Source organism: bacterium (assembly GCA_021108215.1).
Lineage (GTDB): Bacteria > Oederibacteriota > JAAXVQ01 > JAAXVQ01 > JAUVAV01 > JAIORK01.
Genome location: JAIORK010000037.1, coordinates 79722 through 99627 on the forward strand (window position 1 = coordinate 79722; position 19906 = coordinate 99627).

At 44.3% G+C, this 19906-nt stretch carries 19 protein-coding genes, 3 tRNA genes and 1 riboswitch; of the genes, 2 read left to right on the forward strand and 20 right to left on the reverse strand.

From position 1 onward, the window contains the following. Window positions 1–14: 14 nt before the first annotated feature. The 12 genes from K8S19_08890 to K8S19_08945 form a co-directional block, all read right to left on the reverse strand. Entirely contained in the window at window positions 15–863 is an 849-nt protein-coding gene (locus tag K8S19_08890) for a hypothetical protein (protein ID MCD4813792.1), read from the reverse strand. Between the two features lie 266 nt (window positions 864–1129). Next, a complete protein-coding gene (locus K8S19_08895; protein ID MCD4813793.1) occupies window positions 1130–2098 on the reverse strand; it encodes a DUF4032 domain-containing protein in 969 nt (322 codons plus the stop codon). A gap of 113 nt (window positions 2099–2211) precedes the next feature. After that, window positions 2212–3609, reverse strand: a complete 1398-nt coding sequence (locus K8S19_08900; protein ID MCD4813794.1) for an aminopeptidase — start codon at window positions 3607–3609, stop codon at window positions 2212–2214. A 42-nt stretch (window positions 3610–3651) separates the two neighbouring features. Beyond that, window positions 3652–3771, reverse strand: coding sequence for a rhodanese-like domain-containing protein (locus K8S19_08905; GenBank protein MCD4813795.1), 120 nt, complete (start codon window positions 3769–3771; stop codon window positions 3652–3654). A 261-nt stretch (window positions 3772–4032) separates the two neighbouring features. Next, window positions 4033–4419, reverse strand: coding sequence for a transcriptional repressor (locus K8S19_08910; GenBank protein MCD4813796.1), 387 nt, complete (start codon window positions 4417–4419; stop codon window positions 4033–4035). Window positions 4420–4436: 17 nt separating this feature from the next. Further along, window positions 4437–5243 (reverse strand): MBL fold metallo-hydrolase, encoded by an 807-nt coding sequence (locus K8S19_08915; protein MCD4813797.1) that lies wholly within the window; start codon window positions 5241–5243, stop codon window positions 4437–4439. A gap of 95 nt (window positions 5244–5338) precedes the next feature. After that, window positions 5339–5872, reverse strand: coding sequence for an NUDIX hydrolase (locus K8S19_08920; GenBank protein ID MCD4813798.1), 534 nt, complete (start codon window positions 5870–5872; stop codon window positions 5339–5341). Next, complete coding sequence (locus tag K8S19_08925) at window positions 5872–6090, reverse strand: NifU family protein (GenBank protein ID MCD4813799.1); 219 nt, start codon at window positions 6088–6090, stop codon at window positions 5872–5874. Before K8S19_08925 ends, K8S19_08920 begins: the two co-directional genes overlap by 1 nt. Before the next feature lie 36 nt (window positions 6091–6126). Continuing rightward, complete coding sequence (locus K8S19_08930) at window positions 6127–6531, reverse strand: hypothetical protein (protein ID MCD4813800.1); 405 nt, start codon at window positions 6529–6531, stop codon at window positions 6127–6129. Continuing rightward, window positions 6528–7166: a methionine biosynthesis protein MetW gene (metW, locus tag K8S19_08935; GenBank protein MCD4813801.1), complete on the reverse strand. Its 639-nt coding sequence runs from the start codon at window positions 7164–7166 to the stop codon at window positions 6528–6530. Before metW ends, K8S19_08930 begins: the two co-directional genes overlap by 4 nt. Further along, window positions 7166–8278 (reverse strand): homoserine O-acetyltransferase, encoded by a 1113-nt coding sequence (locus tag K8S19_08940; protein MCD4813802.1) that lies wholly within the window; start codon window positions 8276–8278, stop codon window positions 7166–7168. The genes metW and K8S19_08940 overlap by 1 nt, the downstream gene beginning before the upstream one ends. Window positions 8279–8465: 187 nt before the next feature. Beyond that, window positions 8466–8572: riboswitch (SAM riboswitch) on the reverse strand. 109 nt (window positions 8573–8681) lie between these two features. Beyond that, window positions 8682–9314, reverse strand: a complete 633-nt coding sequence (locus tag K8S19_08945) for a hypothetical protein (protein MCD4813803.1) — start codon at window positions 9312–9314, stop codon at window positions 8682–8684. Between the two features lie 244 nt (window positions 9315–9558). Here K8S19_08945 and K8S19_08950 point away from each other — a divergent pair, with 244 nt between their 5' ends. Continuing rightward, complete coding sequence (locus K8S19_08950) at window positions 9559–10395, forward strand: rhomboid family intramembrane serine protease (protein MCD4813804.1); 837 nt, start codon at window positions 9559–9561, stop codon at window positions 10393–10395. Window positions 10396–10502: 107 nt separating this feature from the next. Here K8S19_08950 and K8S19_08955 read toward each other — a convergent pair whose 3' ends face one another. The 6 genes from K8S19_08955 to K8S19_08980 all read right to left on the reverse strand — a co-directional run bounded on the left by K8S19_08955 (window position 10503) and on the right by K8S19_08980 (window position 17078). Beyond that, complete coding sequence (locus tag K8S19_08955; GenBank protein MCD4813805.1) at window positions 10503–11807, reverse strand: hypothetical protein; 1305 nt, start codon at window positions 11805–11807, stop codon at window positions 10503–10505. Between the two features lie 34 nt (window positions 11808–11841). After that, a complete protein-coding gene (locus K8S19_08960; GenBank protein MCD4813806.1) occupies window positions 11842–13257 on the reverse strand; it encodes a sigma-54 dependent transcriptional regulator in 1416 nt (471 codons plus the stop codon). 141 nt (window positions 13258–13398) lie between these two features. After that, a tRNA-Cys gene (locus K8S19_08965) sits at window positions 13399–13472 on the reverse strand. Window positions 13473–13820: 348 nt separating this feature from the next. After that, a tRNA-Gly gene (locus K8S19_08970) sits at window positions 13821–13895 on the reverse strand. Between the two features lie 213 nt (window positions 13896–14108). Further along, a complete protein-coding gene (locus tag K8S19_08975; GenBank protein ID MCD4813807.1) occupies window positions 14109–14930 on the reverse strand; it encodes an AAA family ATPase in 822 nt (273 codons plus the stop codon). 18 nt (window positions 14931–14948) lie between these two features. Then, entirely contained in the window at window positions 14949–17078 is a 2130-nt protein-coding gene (locus K8S19_08980) for a tetratricopeptide repeat protein (GenBank protein ID MCD4813808.1), read from the reverse strand. Window positions 17079–17436: 358 nt separating this feature from the next. Here K8S19_08980 and K8S19_08985 point away from each other — a divergent pair. Then, window positions 17437–17523 (forward strand) — tRNA-Leu (locus K8S19_08985). Between the two features lie 128 nt (window positions 17524–17651). Here the strand turns inward: K8S19_08985 and K8S19_08990 are convergent. Both K8S19_08990 and tyrS read right to left on the reverse strand, forming a co-directional pair. Continuing rightward, a complete protein-coding gene (locus K8S19_08990) occupies window positions 17652–18521 on the reverse strand; it encodes a diguanylate cyclase (protein MCD4813809.1) in 870 nt (289 codons plus the stop codon). Between the two features lie 172 nt (window positions 18522–18693). Next, window positions 18694–19875 (reverse strand): tyrosine--tRNA ligase, encoded by a 1182-nt coding sequence (gene tyrS, locus K8S19_08995; GenBank protein ID MCD4813810.1) that lies wholly within the window; start codon window positions 19873–19875, stop codon window positions 18694–18696. Window positions 19876–19906: the final 31 nt, after the last annotated feature.

The following is a 19906-nucleotide window of genomic DNA, read 5'->3' on the forward strand; positions in this document are numbered from 1 at the left end:
TTTCATTCACCTACTTATGGATTGACTAATCTATATAAAGGAATTTTCATCGATACAGACCATTCATTTCTTATCGAATCACTTTCATGATATTGATTCAAACCTACACCGAATTCAATTCCTGTATGATCCAAATGCAAACGTATACCTTGTGTTGTCACCATCTGTAATGCACTGTCTTGTCGGCCATTTTCATGAAAATCCATCCACCCGCTTCCTTCTGCATACAGACCACCAAAAATTCGAAAATCGACTTGCATGATTCGATAGGATATATAGATCTCGCCACCGACTCGAAATGCCGCTTGATGCTGTGGATGTTTATACCGAATAACCTGCGGCATATAACGGACAAAATTATGTATCTGTATGATCCCGCCGATATTTGATGTATCATTGTTTGCCCATAAATATCCAAAACCAATTTGCCCATTAAATGCGGCATAAGTATACGGTTGTTCCTGTAAAAAATTTATATGGAGAGATACATCTGTTTTCTGTGTATAAATATTGTTAGACTGAAAAAGAATCCGCTCTTGATAATTCCGAAAAGGAATATAAGTACCTTCTAAAAATAAATTTTTATCCAAAAAACCTATTAGACTGAATACGTTTTCCGAATAGATTGTTTGCAAATAAAGGCTTTTTGATAGCGAGTCAAATGTCATCGTTGATTGCTGAACATATTGCCAACCTGCCTTTGCAAAACTTGTAGATGGTGTGTTTGAATTTTCAGAAAAAACAGATGCCGTGGTAGAAAATAAAAATCCAATACCTAAGCAAATAACCATTATTATATTTTTACTTAAACTCGTCGACATTTCCTCTTCTTTGATTGTTAAGGGGCCGATGAAAAAAACCATTGTCATCTTCCTCTATTAATTAATCCTGTCTGAATTCAAGTTAATATTAAACCGCATGATCATTTCCATTCATGCAAATAACACATTAACATTTCCGCATCGCCCAACTCATGGTATTCCATTGTAAAGCATACATAATATAGACGTCTCAATCAGTAAAAATATTTGTTTTTTAGGCATTTTTACCATCACAAGGGATTCCAGATAGACAAACTCAATTTGAAAGAGCCCCCAATATGAGGCAGTCTTATGACTTACTTAAATAATTAATGTTGTAACTGTTCGGTACGAGAGTGTCGTGCAAAACGCACACAATTACGTCCAGCCCGTTTGGCCCGATAAAGCGCTTTATCCGCCGCATCCACCAATTCCTCCGGCACCTTTCCATCATTCGGAAATGTCGCGACACCCACTGACATGGTAATAATTTGCAAAATCCCAGATTCATTTTTTCCAAATTGCTGCTTCTCAAATTTTTTATGCAGCCGATGGGCAAAAACCAACGCCTCTTTATGATTTGTCTCCGGAAGAATAAGGGCAAATTCATCACCGCCATAACGTGCCACCGTATCCGCTTCGCGGCTATGTCCTTTAAAAAATCCGGCAATTTCACGCAATAAAATGTCACCCTTCATATGTCCTAAACTATCGTTATATATTTTAAAATGGTCCAAATCAATAAACAACAGACTAAAGGTCCGGTTATACCGTTGGCAGCGTGCCAATTCATCACGCAGATTTTCCTGAAAATAACGGTGGTTGTACAACCCGGTGAGTCCATCTTCATTGACAAACAACAATAAACAATCCAAATCTTTTTCCGGGAGCATTTTCAAATCTTTTCCCTGCCCTGAATAATTATTCAGATAATCCAATACCGCTACTTTGATCCCGACATTCCGCCCTAGCTTTTCAGACATATAATACTTATGTAAAATAATTTCCTGCCAAAGCTGCTTCGCCTCTTGGGGTGAAAACTGCTTATGCGTCAGCGCCTGCAGCAGATCAATATAAAGTTCGTCCCCTTTGCTTGTGCGGAGGTTCTCCATGGGTTCCCAGAGATCACGCGGAATTTTGTCCACATCGCCGGCAAAATAATCCAGTACCGCCTTATCCTTGGACATCCAGCGCACAAACTGCTTGGCTTCCTGAATCGTGGAAGTGGAGCGCATGCAAAATTTATTATCCCTGCTGGATTGTTGCAGCTCAACTGCCACCGCTTTTTTATTTCTCATCCTGGTTGAATTTCCCCCGCCTGATTATTCATGACTATTCAATTTCCCCTCTCATGTCACGCAGTTAAAGCCGGGCTTGCCTGGCGAATGCCGGAAAATTCACGATTAACATATTAAACTTGGAAAAAGTGTTGATAGCATCGATAGGCAAAGTACACATCCACTTTGCTGGCCAATTCCTGCGTCGAATGCATTGAAAGCAAGGGAGGACCAACATCAATGGTGTCCATTCCGTAACGTGAAAGATACATTGCTATTGTACCCCCGCCGCCGAGGTCCAGTCGACCAAATTCTCCGGTCTGCCACTTTATTTTCTGTTTTTCCAGCAGCCGGGTCAACCAGCTCATATAGTCTCCGGACGCCTCATTGGTGGAATATTTCCCGCCCCCGCCGCCATATTTTTCAATCGAAACACCGCCGCCCAACCGGGAGCTGTTTCTTACATCGCTAATTTCCTTAAAATTAGGATTCAATGCCTCGGTGACATCCGCGCTAAGCGCAGTGGCGGATTCAAGAATTGCGGCAGTGCTTTTTTTCAGACGAAGCTTTTGCCGTATCTCTTCTGTAAAAATATCCAGCAAGCGACTTTGCGCAGAGGTATCCCCGAAAGAACCAATCTCTTCTTTATCCACAAACAGAGCCACGGCAACACCCTGCGGGTCCGCAGATTGACAAGCTGCTTCCAGGGTCGCAAAAACACAGGCGCGGTCATCCTGGCCATACGCTGCCAGACATGATTGGTCAAACCCAACATCAACCGGTGCCGCCGCCGGAACAAAACTTATATCCGCCGTCAAAAAATCTTTCTCCACGATTCCGTATTTTTTGTGAAGCCAATCAAGTACTGCCAGTTTGACTTTCTCGTTTTCCTTGGTCTTGGGCAGCGGCCGGTTGCCGACCACAATTCGAAGTTGCTCGCCGAGTACTGCTTCCCGGGCGCTTTTCGCCATTTGTTCCTTTCCCAAATGCGGGGGCATGTCCGGTATCATAAATCTTGGTTCCCCCTCTTTTTCCCCTACCACAAATGTGCGCACACCCTGTCGGGTATGAATCACTGCATGCATACTCAAAGGAACATTCACCCATTGGTATTTTTTAATCCCGCCGTAATAGTGCGTTTGCAACATGGCGAGATTACCGTCTTCAAACAGTGGATTGGGCTTTAAATCCAGACGCGGACTATCCACATGAGAACCGACAATACGCCAGGGTTGCTGCGGGTTTCCAATCCGGGCGGCAATCAAAGCCCTACCTTTGATATTTTTATAGACCCGATCACCTTTGCTTAAGGTCTGAAGACGGTGCAATGGTTTGAACTTTTCCCGTTGCAGCCGTTTTTCAATAATTTCAATACATTCCCGCTCGGTCTTCGCGCTGCCTAAAAAACGTTTGTAAGCTTGGGCATACGCATCAATCGCTTTGGTTTCCGCCGGGGTGCAATTTTCCCATGCAGAAACAGGTCGAAAAAGAAGATCCTTATAGTGCGTACGGCTATTTGTTTTTACTTTCATGGCACCTGCCTCATTGATCGATTTGATTATGCTTGAACTGACTTAGTGTTTCAAAAGTGTTCTTACGGCGATCATACCACCCTTAAAATTACGCAGGTTGTTAAATCCATGGCATCGTAAAAAAGACACCGCATGTCCGGAGCGATTGCCGCTCCGGCAGATAACGACAACTTTTTTATCAACTGACGGACATCCCGTAAAAAATCCGCCGCTGCAAAAACCACAATAAGATAAAAATCCACGGGCTTACCCGGCACCCGGCATTCGCCGGGCAAGTTACGCCGGGCAAGTACGCCGGACAGGCTGTCCATCGTGTTCGCGCCGGAACGATAAACTTTCATCGAATCCTCCCGGCGGTTATTCCAAGCATTAACTATTTTTCAAATACGGACGATATGAACCACACATGGTTAACCGACAGGTTTACTGGAACGTGCAGGACTTGCAAATACCGATAAACTCAATACTGGTTTTTTCAATCCGATGACCATCCGTTTGGAGTTTTTTTTGAACCAGACAGCAATTTTCCTCTAAATCAAAATCATAAATTCGTTCGCACTGCCTGCAATAAAAATGCGCGTGCGGTTCTATAAATGCATCATAATGGGTTTCCCGCTGCCCAACGTTAATACTAATAATTTTCCCTTGGGTTTCCAGAATCTCCAAATTACGATAAACGGTCCCCAGTGAAAGATTGGGAATCGCGGGACGCAAATCAGCATAAATATCAGCTGCCACGGGATGATCTTGACGATTTGATAAATTATTCAGAACCGCCTTACGTTGGTGACTCTCGCGGAAGATAGGCATAATGCTTTTACTATTCCTTATAGTTTGATTTCCCATCCCTCACGCGCCAAATGGGTTTTTGCAAACTGCTTGCGCGCAGGTGCAAGTATTTTTTTCTCTAAAAAACCGTCCGTATGGAGTTGATCATGATGATAGAGATGGAGCCGCTTCACCTTGGCGGCCTTGGCCAGTGCAACCCCCTGCTCCCAGGTACTGTGCCCCCAGCCTTGCCGCCCCTTGACATATTCCTCAGGTGTATACTGGGCATCGTAGATTAAAAGATCCGCCCCTTGGGATAATTTTAGGAGCTTTTGGTCCATGCCCTTCTCAAAATGCTCTGTATCGGTTGCAAAAACAACAGATTTATTCTTCCAGGTAAATTTATAAATATATCCTCCGGCCGGATGATTATTCGGACAATTATCAATCGTCACGCCGCGTACCTGGATTGATTTATTTTTTAGTACGGTATGGAATGTATGGTCACTCGGCATCTGCTTGAATGCCACCGGAAAAGTGATGAACTCCTGCTGGCGCAGCAAAACATTTTTCATCTGGTATGATCCATAGTGGTTCATTTTATTCCCTGGAATAAAATTGGGCACAAAAAAAGGAAACCCCATAATATGATCCCAATGAAAATGGGTCCAGAAAAAAAAATACTCTCCTTTTTTCTGCTTCCCAAAAAGTTCATTCCCCAAAACCCGTAAGCCTGATCCACCATCCACAATAAACTGTGTATTGTTGGCGCGAATAGAGAGACACGTTGTGTTGCCGCCATAGTGAAGCGTGTTCTTGCCCGGGGTCGGCAAAGAACCTCTTGGCCCGTAATATTTAATGCGCATGTTTAACCTCCCATGCGAACTGGAGTCGCCATCTCGTAAAGGTTGTCATTTTAACAATTGTGTCCAAAAGGTACAATCCCGTTTTTCATTTTCAATCATTTTTCTCGCGCCAACATCAAGCCCAATACCGTCTTGCCATCCTCAATTTCCCCTTTTCGAACCAGCGTCAGCGCGGTCCTCCATGCCATGACTTTTGCCACTAAAAATTCATCACTATCCAACGCCGGATCTGAAACTTTTTTTAGATCACGGGCAATAAAAAGATGGATTTTTTCTTGGCTGAATCCCGGTGAACTGTACACGGAAACCAGGGAATGCATTTTTCCCGCCTGATACCCGGTCTCCTCCAGCAACTCACGTCGGGCTGCTTTGAGCGGTGTCTCGCCCCGGTCAATCAGCCCGGCCGGGAGTTCCCAAAGATATTTTTTTACCGCATAGCGATACTGCCGGATAATCACTATTTTTCCCTTGGGTAAAACAGGAACGATCGCAACTGCCGGTCGGTGTCCTACGACCTCCCGGATATGTTCGCCGCCCCCCGGCACACGTACCGTATCCACAAAAACATCTAAAATACGACCACGATAGAGTACCCGGCCTTTTATTTTTTTTTCCCGTGCCGGCTTGATCAAACAGCCTCCACGCTTTCAATTTCGGGAATGGCTTCCTTAATTTTTTTTTCAATAACCTGCTTCAGTGTCACGGTCGCCATGGGACAGTTGCCGCAAGCACCCTGTAAACGCACTTTAACAATCGCCCCTTCTACAGCGACCAATTCTACGCTCCCGCCGTCGGCTTGCAGTACAGGACGTACCGCATCCAATACCTTCTCAATTTTCTCTTTCATAAAACCTCCTGTTTTGTTTAAAAACCCGGCAACGCACTAACGCTTGCTCGGCACCTCAATAAAAAAACGTGCTGGAATTTTTTCTTGTGACTTTGCAGCAAAGGTCACCAACACCTCGTATTTTCCCGGTTTGGGAATCACGATCCAACCGCGCCAATCCCGGCCGGGTCCGGATTTAAGTATAATGCTTTTACCCTTATCCTGACCCCTTTCCCGCAGTTCAAGTTCCGCTGCTGCGATCTCTAAAATCCGGTAATCCCTGTCCTGAATTCGAATGGCCGCTTGTATCTCGCCCACCTGTGCCTGCCGCGGGGTAGTATAAAATGTAGCCAAATGATCCTGCGTCCAGACAGTCTGTTTTTGCAACCCGCAACCGGCTAAAAGGGATACGAGGCTCATCAGCACCAGCAATCTTTTTCCTTGAGCGACCCAAAAATTCATGACGGGTCCTGACTTGTAATCACAAACAACCCTTCATCTGCAAAAAAATTGGGTAGAAAAGAAACTGTGTTGGCTTTGTCACGCCGATTATTTTTCAATAGACTGATTTTCTTTAAAATAGTGATCTTCCGTGCCTTACAAAAGTGTATAAAATCTTGAATCGTCAAAAGATGAATATTGGGCGTATTGTACCAGTCAAAAGGTAATTTATTGGTTCTGGGCATACAACCGCGCAGCATAAGATTTTTTCGAATTCGCCAATAGCCAAAATTCGGAAACGATATAATTGCTTTTTTTCCAACCCGCAGCATTTCCTCAATAACAAAATCCGGCCGATGAATTGCCTGGAGGGTTTGATTGAGCACCACATAATCATAGGTGGCATTCCCATAATCCGCCAAACCGGCATCGATATCTCCTTGAAAAACGGATAACCCTTTATGAATACAGGCAATCACCGCATCCTGTTTAATTTCCACGCCCCTGGCATGAACCTGACGTTCTTTAATCAATCGTACCAGCAGGGAACCATTGCCGCAACCCAGATCCAAAACCCGGCTTCCCTTCTCTATTAAAGAGACCACAACATCATAATCAGAGAGTAAAATATTTTCATAAATTCTATTCTGCACCATCAGGCACCACCGGATTGATATAGATTATCCAGAAAACTATCCACCACCCGATTAAGTGTTTCCGAAGAGATTAAAAATGCATCATGCCCGTAATCCGAGTCCATCTCCAGATAAGAAACATCGCTGTTGTTCTGTCGAAGTGCCTTCACCAGCTCTTTCGACTGCCTGGAAGGAAAAAGCCAATCCGAAGTAAAAGACAGGACCAGGGTCTTGGCCTGAATACGGGCACACGCTTTCTCCAGACTTCCTTTGCCCCAGTCCGCAGCCGCATTGTAATAATCCATCGCCTTGGTGATGTATAAATAGGTGTTCGCGTCAAAACGCTGTACAAACCGGAGGCCCTGATAATGTAAATAACTTTCCACCTCAAATTCTTTGCTGAATTCATACCCATATTCTTCCCGGTTTTGAAGACGCCTTCCAAATTTTTTATCCATCGATTTTTCGGAAAGATAGGTTATATGACCGATCATTCTGGCAATTGCCAGTCCGGTTTCCGGACGGCTTTCCTTATCATAATAGTCCCCCTTTTGCCAATGGGGATCAGAAATAATTGCCTGCCGACCGACCTCATTAAACGCTATTGATTGCGGCGAAAGCTGTGACGTGGAAGCAAAAATCATCGCAGAGCGCACACTGTCCGGGAAACGCAGCATCCATTCCAATACTGCCATCCCTCCCATCGAGCCTCCGGCCATGGAAAAAAGCTGCTGAACACCAAATTCTTCGACCACCATTTTTTGTGCCCTGACCATATCTCCAATGGTCAACATGGGAAACGCCATGCCGTAGGGTTTCCCTGTCTCCGGATTGACGGAAGAAGGGCCGGTCGATCCCTGGCATCCGCCAAGTACATTGGTGCAAAGGATAAAATAGCGGTTGGTATCAAATGCCTTTCCCGGCCCAATCATAAAATCCCACCATCCGGTTTTTTTATCTTCAGGTTGATGCCGGCCGGCAGCGTGGGCATCGCCGGTTAACGCATGAAGGATTAAAACAGCGTTATCCTTTTGCGCATTCAAGTGTCCATAGGTCTCATACGCAATCTCGATCTCCTTGAGCGAACGACCGCATTCCAGGTTAAATCCTTCCGCTGGAAGCTTCAACCGCATTTTCCGGAGCTCAATAATCCCTGCAGAACCTGATTCAGCAATGATTGGATTGGTCTTCTCAGCCAAAAAATAACTCCTTTTGTGTAAAAATTGCCCTGGCGCGGAGCCGCCCGATGATGGCCCGCATTTAAAAAAACCTCTCCGAAAATCCGAAGAGGCAACTTTGGTTTTCCAAATCCCACGCCTCTCCTTATCTTTCCGACCCTTCCAGCGGACCGAGAAATTGGCACCATTTATTTTTCAGCGCGGACTCGAAAAACCGGTTGCCGTGGCGTACGCCACTCTGGATAAGGAAGATTACTGGGGCTCCCAGTGAATCTCGAATGCACCCAGCATATCAAAACAGCGAATCATTTGGCAATCATTATTTTCAGGCAGCTTGTATTGGCGGGGATTTATCGTCTTAATTAAACCATCGGCTGTTTGAATACTGTAAACTCGATTTCATATCCAATTGTTCAATCGCCTCTACCAGGGTTCCGGGGGATGGTACTACCGGTCCCGGTTCAAACGTCATTGCCGGCTCCGATCCGTCACCGATTTCCGATGCCTGATCATGAAGCAGCGCAAATTCCTGCGCAGCGGGCAATACACGAACCCATTTCCCACCCAACCCGTCTTCCAATAATTGTTGACGCGTTTCTTCTGAATCAACAATAACCAGATGGGCCGCCTCAATCGCCAAGCGTCTTAGCCCCCGTTTTCGCGGAACAAAATACCGCCCTCTGGTGATGGAAATGATAACATCATGACGAACAATTTTTTTTGCCAGCAGCAACGCACCGGCAATGGAATCCAACAAACACGCCTCCACCACCAGCGTGCTCCGCAATGTCAAACACAATAAAACACCATAATAAAGCGTGGCAAAAACACTACTGCGCTGGACCCATTTATTTTTTTTACAATGGCGCCATACTGTTACCGGCCAATTGCGATCATCCAAATAATTGAAAACAGCAGAATAGAATTTCCTTTCCGGATTATCGCGGTGATGATTCCCCGCAAGAATTGCCAAATAGCGATTGGAAATCATTTTTCCACCTCTTTCTAAAACAGGTGTATTAAAACGTGCGTCTAGTATCGTCATCAAGCGAAAATCATTAAGCCGGACCGGACAACCGTCAAACCGCTCAAAAACCCACCTTCAACGCGGTCACTTTTTTTCTTTGCCGGGAAAACATTTTCAGACTTGCATCTGCTTCATAAAATGACGTATGATAATCCAACTTATTCAGCACCAGTCCGGCTGTACGCCGTTATTTCAGGAGTATCCTTTCATGCCAACTTATCACTATACGAGTTCATCACCCGGTTACAGTGTGGGCCAACCTTGGACACCCGCTGTCAAAAAACTTATTATCGCCAATGTTGTCGTCTTTCTTCTTCAACTTCTATTTGGGAAAAATTCCTGGATGGATCTTATGGCTCTCCAGATTCCCCAGGCCGTCACCGAGATGCGCCTCTGGCAGCCTTTTACCTATATGTTTCTCCACGGCGGTTTTTGGCATCTGGCATTTAACATGTTTGCCTTATGGATGTTCGGTTGTGATGTGGAACAAAAACTCGGAACCCGCTTATTCTATATTTATTATATCGTCAGCGGACTTGGGGCGGGAATTTGTGTTGCCGTGGTCGGTAAACTTGCCGGGGAACAAAGCATCACGGTGGGTGCTTCCGGGGCGATCTTTGGAATTCTTATGGCGTACGGCATCCTTTTTGCGGAAAAAATCATCACCCTGCTGGTCTTTTTCATCTTACCTGTACGCATGAAAGCCAAAACCATGGTGTTGCTCTTTGGTGCTTTTGAATTTCTTGCCGGGGTTGGCAATGCTCTGGGGAATGTCTCGCATCTGGCACATTTAAGCGGATTATTGGTTGGTTATCTTTTTTTCCGCTACCGCTTACCGCAGTATGCTCCGCAATTCTCCCTTTTCCAGCAGCTTAAACTGTGGAAAGCGGGAAAAAATGTCCGGAAAATGGACTCCGAATTGGAAATCGATCAAATTCTAGATAAAATTTCACGCGAGGGTATCGGTTCTCTCTCGCGCCGGGAACGGGAAATTTTACATCAAGCCTCACAGCGCAAACGTGGTAATGGACCCGGTGCAAATTAAATAGTCCCTCACCAAAATCCAACGTGACATCTTAATTGCGGAACATGCCGGGGCCTTCGGCTTTGCAGGGTAAAATAGCCACATCAACACAGTATCCCTGCCTACTTTTATCCGTTAACGCGTCGCTTAAAAGGAATGATCTCTGCCTGCCCGGAGCGTTTCCCTGCCTTTTTCCTTTTTTTCACTACTTTGCGTTTCTGTGCCGCCAGTGACACAACATTATTTTTTTTACTAACCGCAGTTTTCTTTTTCACCACAGTTTTTTTCTGTACTACTTTTTTTGCCACAGTTTTCTTGACTACTTTTTTCTTGACCGCTTTTTTAACGTTTTTCTTTAGTACCGTTTTTTTTACCACTTTTTTAGTCGGTTTCTTTTCACGGCGCTTTTTTACAATTTTTTTAACTGCTTTCTTTTTAGTCCGTGCTGCAGCTGCCTGACGCACTTTCACCACCGCAGAGGCCTTCTTTTCTTCAAGCTTCGCAGCAATACCCGGCAAATCATCCTGCTTGGGCTTCGCCATAACGAAAGGTTTGGCTGTAACAACCGGTTTGGCTGTAACAACCGGTTTGGCTGTGACAACCGGTTTGGCTGTGACAACCGGTTTGGCTGTGACAACCGGTTTGGCTGCCACCGTCTCCGACGGATGACGCTGTGGTTTCCCAACAACCTGGGGCTGTGCTGTATGCTGCGAAACGGCCTTCGCTTTCATTTGAACTTGGCGAGACATTTGCTTCCGATTTCTGATAATGATAAAAGCAATCACAACCACGAGGATTAAAATAATACCGGCAATCACCGCCAACAGGGAATATGATTTTCCCAAAGACCTGTCTTTTTTTTCCGGCACCGATACAATCGGAGCCGCCATCTTCCCTACGCTGGATTCATCTTCCGGAAACACAGCTTGCATATCAACAGGTCCGGACTTACGAGCTGATTCCAAAACAACTTCATCTTCACCAACACCAGTGCTTTGGCTTCCCATAGACATCAAAACATTTTTTTCTGCCGGAGCCTCTGTATCCGGAAGTCCGGAGGAATACTCTGATATCCCTGCCCGTTTTGGCACATTGTCTGTAGAAATTTTCTCCAACGCATCTGATACAGTGTGTGTTGCTGATGATGTTTTTTCCCGTTGCGCTGTCGGGAGTTTCTTTGTCCTAAGTTTTTCCTTGGCGCTGCTTTTTGAATACTTGGAAACCGCCTTCTGAGATTTTCTGATAACATTTGTTGGTTGTGCAGTTGCTGCAACTTGTTTAACCACCGGTTGCGTTACCGGGACAACGGTAGGACTCTGCAGGGTTATAACCTCTGCTTTTTCAACAACCTCTTTTTTCTGGGATGTTGTACACGCAATGATACCCAGTAGTCCACCTACCACAATCAAAAGTGCAATTTGCCGCAGTTTCATTTTTTTTCCCCTTTAAAATAATTTGAAACCGGCCTTAGCCAATACAATATTCCCTCATCTTGTTATATAGGGTTTTATAATCAATTTCCAGCTTTTTCGCAGTTGTTGAGCGATTCCAGTGACAGGCTTCCAACGTCTCTAAAATAACACGGCGTTCAATCTTGGTAACCGCCTGTTTGACAATATCCTTCAAGGTTGTTTCTTCAATATCCACAACATCTTCTTCCGGCTCTGATGCGGATTGCGGTTGCGTTAAACCGGGGGTCTGCAAAAGTCCGCGCTCCTGCATTTCAGGCAGATGGTGAAAATGAACCATATCATCGGCCAGTACCACTGCCCGTTTAATGATATTTTTCATTTCCCGTACATTGCCGGGCCAGTCATGTTGCATAAAATAATTCATGACCTCAGGAGATACATCTTTAACGTTTTTTTCAAACTTCCGGTTGAAGGAATCAATAAAACTTTTGATTAAAAGTGGAATATCTTCTTGACGCTCTCGCAACGGCGGAAGCCGTAAAACAAATTCATTCAGTCGATAGTAAAGGTCTTCCCGAAAACGCCCTTCATGAATGGCACGTTCCAAATTAACATTGGTCGCAGTAAAAACCGTCGCCTGAAACGAAAGCTCTTCTTTACCACCCAACCGGCAAAAACGCCGTTCCTGTAATACACGCAATAATTTCACTTGAACAGAAATATCTAAATTTCCGATTTCATCTAAAAACAGAGTCCCTTTACCCGCATGCTCAAAACGCCCGATCTTCCTTGCCGTGGCACCGGTGAAGGCCCCCCGCTCATACCCAAACAGTTCACTTTCTACAAGGGTTTCAGGCAATGTGGCACAATCAACTGAAACAAACGGTTCTTTTGCGCGTCGACTATGGGCATGCAATGCACGCGCGGTTAGCTCCTTACCTGTGCCGGATTCACCACGTATCATGACCGTTATATCATGCCGGGCAATTTGTTCAATGGTTTTTAAGAATTCCTTCATCTTACCTGACTCGCCCAACAGCTGATCCGTGCTTTTTTGTATTTTTATCTGGGAGCGAAGGTTTTTTACCTCAAGCTGCAACTGCATGGACTTCATTGCATTGGCCACCGTTATCAACAGTTCATCCAAGTTGAGCGGTTTAGAAAGAAAATCATAGGCACCCAGCTTCATACATTTAACCGCCACATCAACGTCACCGAGCGCAGACAACATAATGGCATAAATTTCAGGATGAAGGCTTCTGATCTCTTTCAAGACCTGAATGCCGTCTATGGGCTGCATACGAATATCCAAAAGATATAAATCATATTTTTTTTGCTGACTCAACTCAATGGCCCTGGGTCCGTCATTGGCCACCTCGGTAATATATCCGGCTGAACTCAGCGCGCGGGAAACAACCATACAATGTTCAGGTTCATCATCAACAATGAGAATATTTCGACTCGTGTTCAAGCTGCCCCCCTGCATTTCATTGCCGTGGCATTATTCTATGCACAATTACCCACCCATGCAAGCCTTTTATCCCGAATGCCGGCAAACACTTTTATTCAAAAAAAACGCCCGGAAGCAATTCTCCCAGGCGTTTTAACTTCTTGGAGGCGGCACTCGGAATCGAACCGAGGATGAGGGTTTTGCAGACCCTGGCCTTACCACTTGGCGATGCCGCCATAAAAATTCGCAAACTTATATTTCACGATAAAAATCCGCAGGCTACAAAGCGTCCCGAGGATCGATATTTATTCCCGTCGGGGAATCACTCGGCACCCTGCATTCAACATTCGCCGGACACAAGCCGGACAGGCTGCCCCGACCTGATGGATGGTATCTTTGGGATGCTTCACAGCCCATTGTGTTCGCGCTGGCACGATAACAAATCCACAGGCTTACCCGGCATTCGCCGGGCAGGCTGCCCCGACCTGATGGATGGTATCTTTGGGACGCTTCGCAGCCCATTGTGTTCGCGCTGGCACGATAACAAATCTGCCGGCCAAACAATCGGCCGGCAGTTTATAAATTGGAGCGGGAAATGGGGTTCGAACCCACGACATCTACCTTGGCAAGGTAGCGCTCTACCACTGAGCTACTCCCGCATAAAAATCCATAGGCTGCGCCTGCATCCCTTGAATCAAGATTTTTTCCGAGTGGGACTTACGCCTATACGATTGAGTGTTTTTGTTCTGAACTGCCGGCTTTTAATAATCCTCACGCATTTCATGGACGACTTGATGCCCAGCCTTTTCGCGTTATTCAAAATAAAAATTTCAGAGCGATATTTTAATGATTCAGGCTTGATCTGTCAAGATTTATTCCATTTTTAATCCAAGATCATTTCCCACGCCATCAATAATCTCTTCATCCACAATTTCTTTTTTAATTAAAAAACTTTCCAGCAGACCATTGTCACAAACCGTATTAATCAACCGCGGAATCCCCTTGGAATAGAGGAATATTTTCTTATACGCTCCTGCTGTAAAAAGTTCTTTTGGACTTCCCCCGATGACGATGCGATGCTTGATATATTCAGTAACATCCGCCTCCAACAGACTTTGCAGTGTAAATTTCAATGCAATCCGCTGCTGCAAAGGCGGGTCCAATGCAATGTTTTGTTCCAACTCCGGCAACCCAATCAGATTGATGGAAAGCAGCTTGTGTCCGGGTGCTTCGAGGTTAAGCAACCCGCGAAACTCCTCGAAAATTTCACGGGTGAGCAGCATATTCGCCTCATCAATAATCACCACAGCTTTTCTACCCTCATCATAAATCTCCATCAATCTTTCATAAAGCTGTGGTAATATAACCGCCTTTTTATCGCCTGGCTCTTTGACCCCGAGTTGAGCTGCAATTTTTTTCAGCAACCATTCCGCCGTTATCTCCGAGTGTACAATCACCAACAAGGCCGCCTCGTATTGCTCATCGTTTTCAAGACTTTCCAGTAATTTTCTGGCCAAAAGTGTTTTACCGCATCCAATCTCGCCTACCATGACAGCCAACCCTTTCATGGTGTTGATGGCATGCATAAGCCTGATCAGTGCTTCGGAATGCTGCCGACTCTCATAAAAAAAACGTGATTCGGGTGCATTGGAAAAAGGCTGTTCTTTCAAATTAAAAAAGGCTTCATAACTCAAAAAAGGTTCCTCCTGCAGTTATACATAAGATACGCGGCCCCGCCTGCCTTTGGACGGCGGTTCCTGACGGTCATCGTCTTTTGTGGATTTTGGTTTTTCTGTTCCCATTTCAGGTGTCTTACTTTTTTTTACATCCTCACCCTTTTTTTCCACCTTTTTTTCCGGTTCTTCTTTTTTGGGGTCCGGTTTGCTTTCCCCGGCAGGCGGCACACTTGGTTTCTCTGGTTTTGTTCTGGCTTGGGTCTGTTTGCTGAGTTTTTCCTGTTCCGCCATCTTTCCTTCAAGCGATTGTTTTTTAACCTGTGCTTCCATATTGCCCGGTTCTATCTCAAGTATTTTTTGATAAATTTTGAGTGCTTCGTTGAGCAATCCCTGTTTCGTGTAAATTTCCGCCACTGTAACCGTCATGAATTCATCCTGGCTATCCCCGGCGACTTCATCCCCTTGTGTATTGCTTATGGATTGCAATAATTCCGGCTCTTTTGACAGCACTGTGGTTTGCTGTGGTTCCTGAGCCGTACTGCGCTGCGCCCTCACCTGCGCCTCACGCAACGCCCGTTCCCGAGCCTCTCTTTGAACCCGTTGTTCTTCTTTTTCTTCATCGTTATTCACAACCGGTTCAGACACTTTTTTTCTGGCAATGGCTGTTTCCGGATTAATCCCGGCAAACATGGCATAAACTCTGGTTAAGGCATTTTTTACGTTTATATTTTTTGGATCAGATTTTAAAATTTTCTGATAAATTTCAATCGCCTCATCCAGCGAACCTTGTTGAACATAGGTGTCGGCTATATTAAGCATCACTTGCGTCTCTGTCTTCTCGGGTGAAGGCTTGGGCTTGGGTGCGGGCGCTTGCGATGCCGCCGGTGGCGGTGGTTCCACGGGTTTGGCTGCAGACGATGCCGGCTGCGGCATTTTACCGCCGGTCAATTCCGCCGCTTTGGCGCGCATATTTTCCGCATCCGCGATTTTACCTTGGGCTTCCAAAAGATCGGCCAATGCATTACAAGCTCCGGCGGCTTGTTCCTCAAGACCGGCATTGTAGGACGCATCCGCCAGTTTTAAATACAGCTCTTGGTTGTTGCTGTCCTGTTTAACCGCCTGGCTTGCACAAATGGCGGTTCTCTCCCATTCTTCCTTGGTGGCAAACATATCCATCGCTTTAATAAAATTATCCCGGGCACCGGCAATATCATTCTTCTCAATGGCAATGTTGGCGATACGTTCATGGGCCGTGGCATTTTTGGCATCTTTTTTAATCAATCGTTCATACAATTTACCGGCATCATCCCATTGTTTCATTTGTGTAAAAATACGTGCCAATTGGGTCAACCCGCCCATATGACTGACCTTAAATTTTAAGAGTGTCTCAAATTCCTGACGCGCATCCTCGGTTTTTTGATTATGCAAATGAACCAGTCCCAAATAATAATGTGCTTCAATACTTTTGTGCTGAATTGCTTTTTGAGCAAATTGTTTTCCTCTATCAAAATTGCCCTGGCGGATGAACTCCTCAGCGGCATATAAAAATTCCTTCTTGGCATCCGAATCAGAACCTTCCTTTACATAAATTTCTCCCATAGCAATCCGCGCAGGCAGGCATGCTGAATCCAACTGGATAATTTTCCTAAAAACCGCCCCGGCTTTTTTGTACATTCGGTTGTTATAAAGGGCATTCCCGATAATCAGATAGTACTCGGCAGCTTCTTGATTTCTCCCGTTTTTTGCCAGCAAATCACCTAATTTTTGATAATTTTCAAAATTTTTAGGATCACGGGTAATGGCATTTTTTAGTTGTTCAACAGCTTGATTAAGTTCCGGTGAATCTTGCTTGGCTTTTTCCGCTTGGGAAACCGGTGGCGTAATATCATCCACACTGTCCGGGTCCAGTTTGGTCATTTTATTTTTAATCATCTCAATTTTTTCCCCTGAATCGGGTTGAGAGAAAAGCAACAGAATGGCATCTTTATAATAGCGCAGAGCATCCGAAAGTTGACCCAACCACTCACTCACATCACCCAAAATAATAATGGTATTGATGTCCGCCGGGTCCATCGAAAGCATTTGCTTGTACTTTTTCAGTGCAGCCTCATAGTGCCCTTCTCGGAAATCTTGAAAGGCCTGCTTGGCCAATTTTTTTTTATCCATAAAAAATAATGCCCCCATAAAAAACAGGTAAAAAAGGTATTTACTATGCCACCGCGAATTCCCCGGTTTTTGAAACCGGGGACAGTCTATTTGAGAAACAAACTGCGGGATAGTAACAATGGTTTTCAATTCAGATCATATCTAAATCCCCATTCTTTCGAATAAGAAATTAAACATTTTATACTATCATTCAATTTCAGCCAATGTCAAGGCAAAAACGGTTTTCTGGATTGTTGACAAATAACCTGCCCTTGTTGTTCGAAAATTTTTCCATTATTTTTTTATTCAAGGTTATTCAGTAAATTCATTAAAAAAATTGACAAAAAAGAATATTTTGCTTAATATCTTCTACATTCGTGCCGGAGTGGTGAAATTGGTAGACGCAGTGGACTCAAAATCCACCGCTCTTCGGGGCATGTCGGTTCAAGTCCGACCTCCGGCACCATCCTGCACCCTTGGTGCGGGATGAAGTACCGCGCAACAAAGCGGGGCGTCTATTGCTCTATTTTTCATCCTTTCCAATAAAAAAAGGGGACGGTTGTTACCGTCCCCTTTTTTTATTAATAATTTTTTCTACGATGCCCGCTTATCCACTACAAAATCACTTTTCTTCAATTTTTGAGCATATTGCTTCAATTCATTTGCAATATCATCAATTTGCGCATAATGTGCCAAATTTCTCCGCTCATTGGTAACAACCGCAACAGATAAATTCATAATCGAATATTTTAAAACCTCACCCTTCCGGTTAATATTAATGATGTATCCCTGCTTACGGTCTTCTTTGTCATACTGCTGTGCAATGAGTCGATCAAAATTCTCAATTAATTTAGAACAAACCAACGGGTACTTTTCAGGTGTCGTAACAATAACAAAATTATCCCCGCCCAAATGACCAACGATATCATTGGGGTTACCATGATCGCGGGTTACATCGAAAATAATCAATGCCGTAAATTTAAGTAATTTATCCCCCCGCTGGTAGCCATAGCGTAAATTATACGCCCGAAAATTATCAAGATCTATATAGCAAATCGCTGTTTTCTGTCCCTCGGACAACCGACGATCAATTTCTTGCTGAATAAAAAAGTGATCAGGAAGATTGGTAAGCGGATGAACACGATTGGTGCCTTTGGAATCGGCATAACCATCCTCAATTTCAGAACCAACATTGAACTGATTGATATCTTTGACTTTACGCTTAAGCATCTCGTCTTGTAAAAATGCCGACGAGGTAAGCAGATCATTGATTCTAAGATTATTATGCTCAAGTGTCTCTTTGAGCGCAATAATCTTTTTCACCATTTGCTTGTTGTATTTTCTGTGTCCTGATGGAACACGAACAGGTGTAATGAGACCCAAACTCTCCCAATATCGAAGGGTTCGTTCAGAAAGACCACTAAGTTTTGCAGTAGCACCAATTCCAATTAATTTTTCTTTCATGATGAACACCTTTTCATAATTTCGTTTAATATAACAAATTAAATACCATTCTATTTTTCATATAACAATTATAATCAATTACTAACTTTTTTGTCAAGTTTCGATTAATTGTTTTTGTAGATTATTTTGAGTTATTTGATATTCTCATTAAAAAACAATGCTAAAATTATCACTAGTATAGCTTGATACGTACAAATTTTCTTTTCCCAACCTGAATCACAAGTCCATCCTCAACCACAATATCCCTATCTTGGTCGCTGATTTTTTGTTGATTAATCTGTACGGCACCTTGCTTCAACATGCGCTGCGCTTCGGACTTGCTGGAAACCAATCCGCTTTCATGTAAAAGTTTAACAACCCAAAGCTTTCCATTTTGTAATTTTTGTGTAGATATTTTTTTCTCTTGAATATCCTCTGGAAGCCCACTATTTTTAAAAACACGATCAAACGCTTCTGCGGCCAGATCAGCTGCCTGAGGACTATGATAAAACGTAATAATATGCTTGGCCAAATCCGCCTTTGCATTCCTCGGATGAAGACTTCCGGATTCTAAATCGTTTTCAATCACTGCCAATTTTTCATCACTTAAATCAGTCAGAAGTCTGTAATACTTCATCATCAGCGCATCAGGTATACTCATCATTTTCCCGAACATTTCCTTGGGGTCCTCGGCAATCCCAATATAATTGCCAAGACTTTTCGACATTTTCTGGACACCATCAAGTCCTTCCAACAGCGGCATGGCTATAATGGTTTCCGGCGTCTGATTGTAATCCTGCTGCAAGGAACGCGCAACCAAGCAATTAAATATCTGGTCTGTACCGCACAATTCCACATCGGATTTTAAAACAACCGAATCATAACCTTGAATCAATGGATATAAAAATTCATGTAATCCAATCGGTTTCCCTTCCCGAAAGCGTTTAGAAAAATCATCCCGTTCAATAATTCTGGCAACAGTATACCGGGCCGTAAGCCGTATCACGTCGGAAAAATTCATGGCATTACACCATGTACTATTAAAAACAATCTCGGTCTTTTCCTTGAGCAGGATTTTAAACACCTGCTCCTGATACGTTTGCGCATTCTCCTTGATTTGTTCCGAAGTAAGTGGCGGACGGGTCACCGATCTCCCGGTTGGGTCACCGATCATACCGGTAAAATCTCCGATCAAAAATTGGACAGTATGTCCCATTTCCTGTAATTGGCGTAATTTCCGCAATACCACTGTATGTCCCAAATGCAGGTCCGGGGCGGAAGGGTCGGCACCATACTTTATTCTTAGTGGTTTCCCGGTCTTGAGTTTGACAACCAATTCTTCCTCGCCAATAAATTCCGAAACACCTCTGCGCATCAACTGTAAGGTCTGTTTGATATCCAAAAGA

Bases quoted from the DNA above. Each gene is read 5' to 3' on its own strand.
- K8S19_08930 (MCD4813800.1), bottom strand. From the start codon at position 6,531: ATGAATTTTTGGGTCGCTCAAGGAAAAAGATTGCTGGTGCTGATGAGC.
- K8S19_08980 (MCD4813808.1), bottom strand. From the start codon at position 17,078: ATGGATAAAAAAAAATTGGCCAAGCAGGCCTTTCAAGATTTCCGAGAA.
- K8S19_08890 (MCD4813792.1), bottom strand. From the start codon at position 863: ATGGTTTTTTTCATCGGCCCCTTAACAATCAAAGAAGAGGAAATGTCG.
- K8S19_08900 (MCD4813794.1), bottom strand. From the start codon at position 3,609: ATGAAAGTAAAAACAAATAGCCGTACGCACTATAAGGATCTTCTTTTT.
- K8S19_08925 (MCD4813799.1), bottom strand. From the start codon at position 6,090: ATGAAAGAGAAAATTGAGAAGGTATTGGATGCGGTACGTCCTGTACTG.
- K8S19_08990 (MCD4813809.1), bottom strand. From the start codon at position 18,521: ATGAAAGAAAAATTAATTGGAATTGGTGCTACTGCAAAACTTAGTGGT.
- K8S19_08950 (MCD4813804.1), top strand. From the start codon at position 9,559: ATGCCAACTTATCACTATACGAGTTCATCACCCGGTTACAGTGTGGGC.
- K8S19_08940 (MCD4813802.1), bottom strand. From the start codon at position 8,278: ATGCGGTTGAAGCTTCCAGCGGAAGGATTTAACCTGGAATGCGGTCGT.
- K8S19_08915 (MCD4813797.1), bottom strand. From the start codon at position 5,243: ATGCGCATTAAATATTACGGGCCAAGAGGTTCTTTGCCGACCCCGGGC.
- K8S19_08910 (MCD4813796.1), bottom strand. From the start codon at position 4,419: ATGCCTATCTTCCGCGAGAGTCACCAACGTAAGGCGGTTCTGAATAAT.
- K8S19_08895 (MCD4813793.1), bottom strand. From the start codon at position 2,098: ATGAGAAATAAAAAAGCGGTGGCAGTTGAGCTGCAACAATCCAGCAGG.
- K8S19_08955 (MCD4813805.1), bottom strand. From the start codon at position 11,807: ATGAAACTGCGGCAAATTGCACTTTTGATTGTGGTAGGTGGACTACTG.
- tyrS (MCD4813810.1), bottom strand. From the start codon at position 19,875: ATGCGCAGAGGTGTTTCGGAATTTATTGGCGAGGAAGAATTGGTTGTC.
- metW (MCD4813801.1), bottom strand. From the start codon at position 7,166: ATGGTGCAGAATAGAATTTATGAAAATATTTTACTCTCTGATTATGAT.
- K8S19_08945 (MCD4813803.1), bottom strand. From the start codon at position 9,314: ATGATTTCCAATCGCTATTTGGCAATTCTTGCGGGGAATCATCACCGC.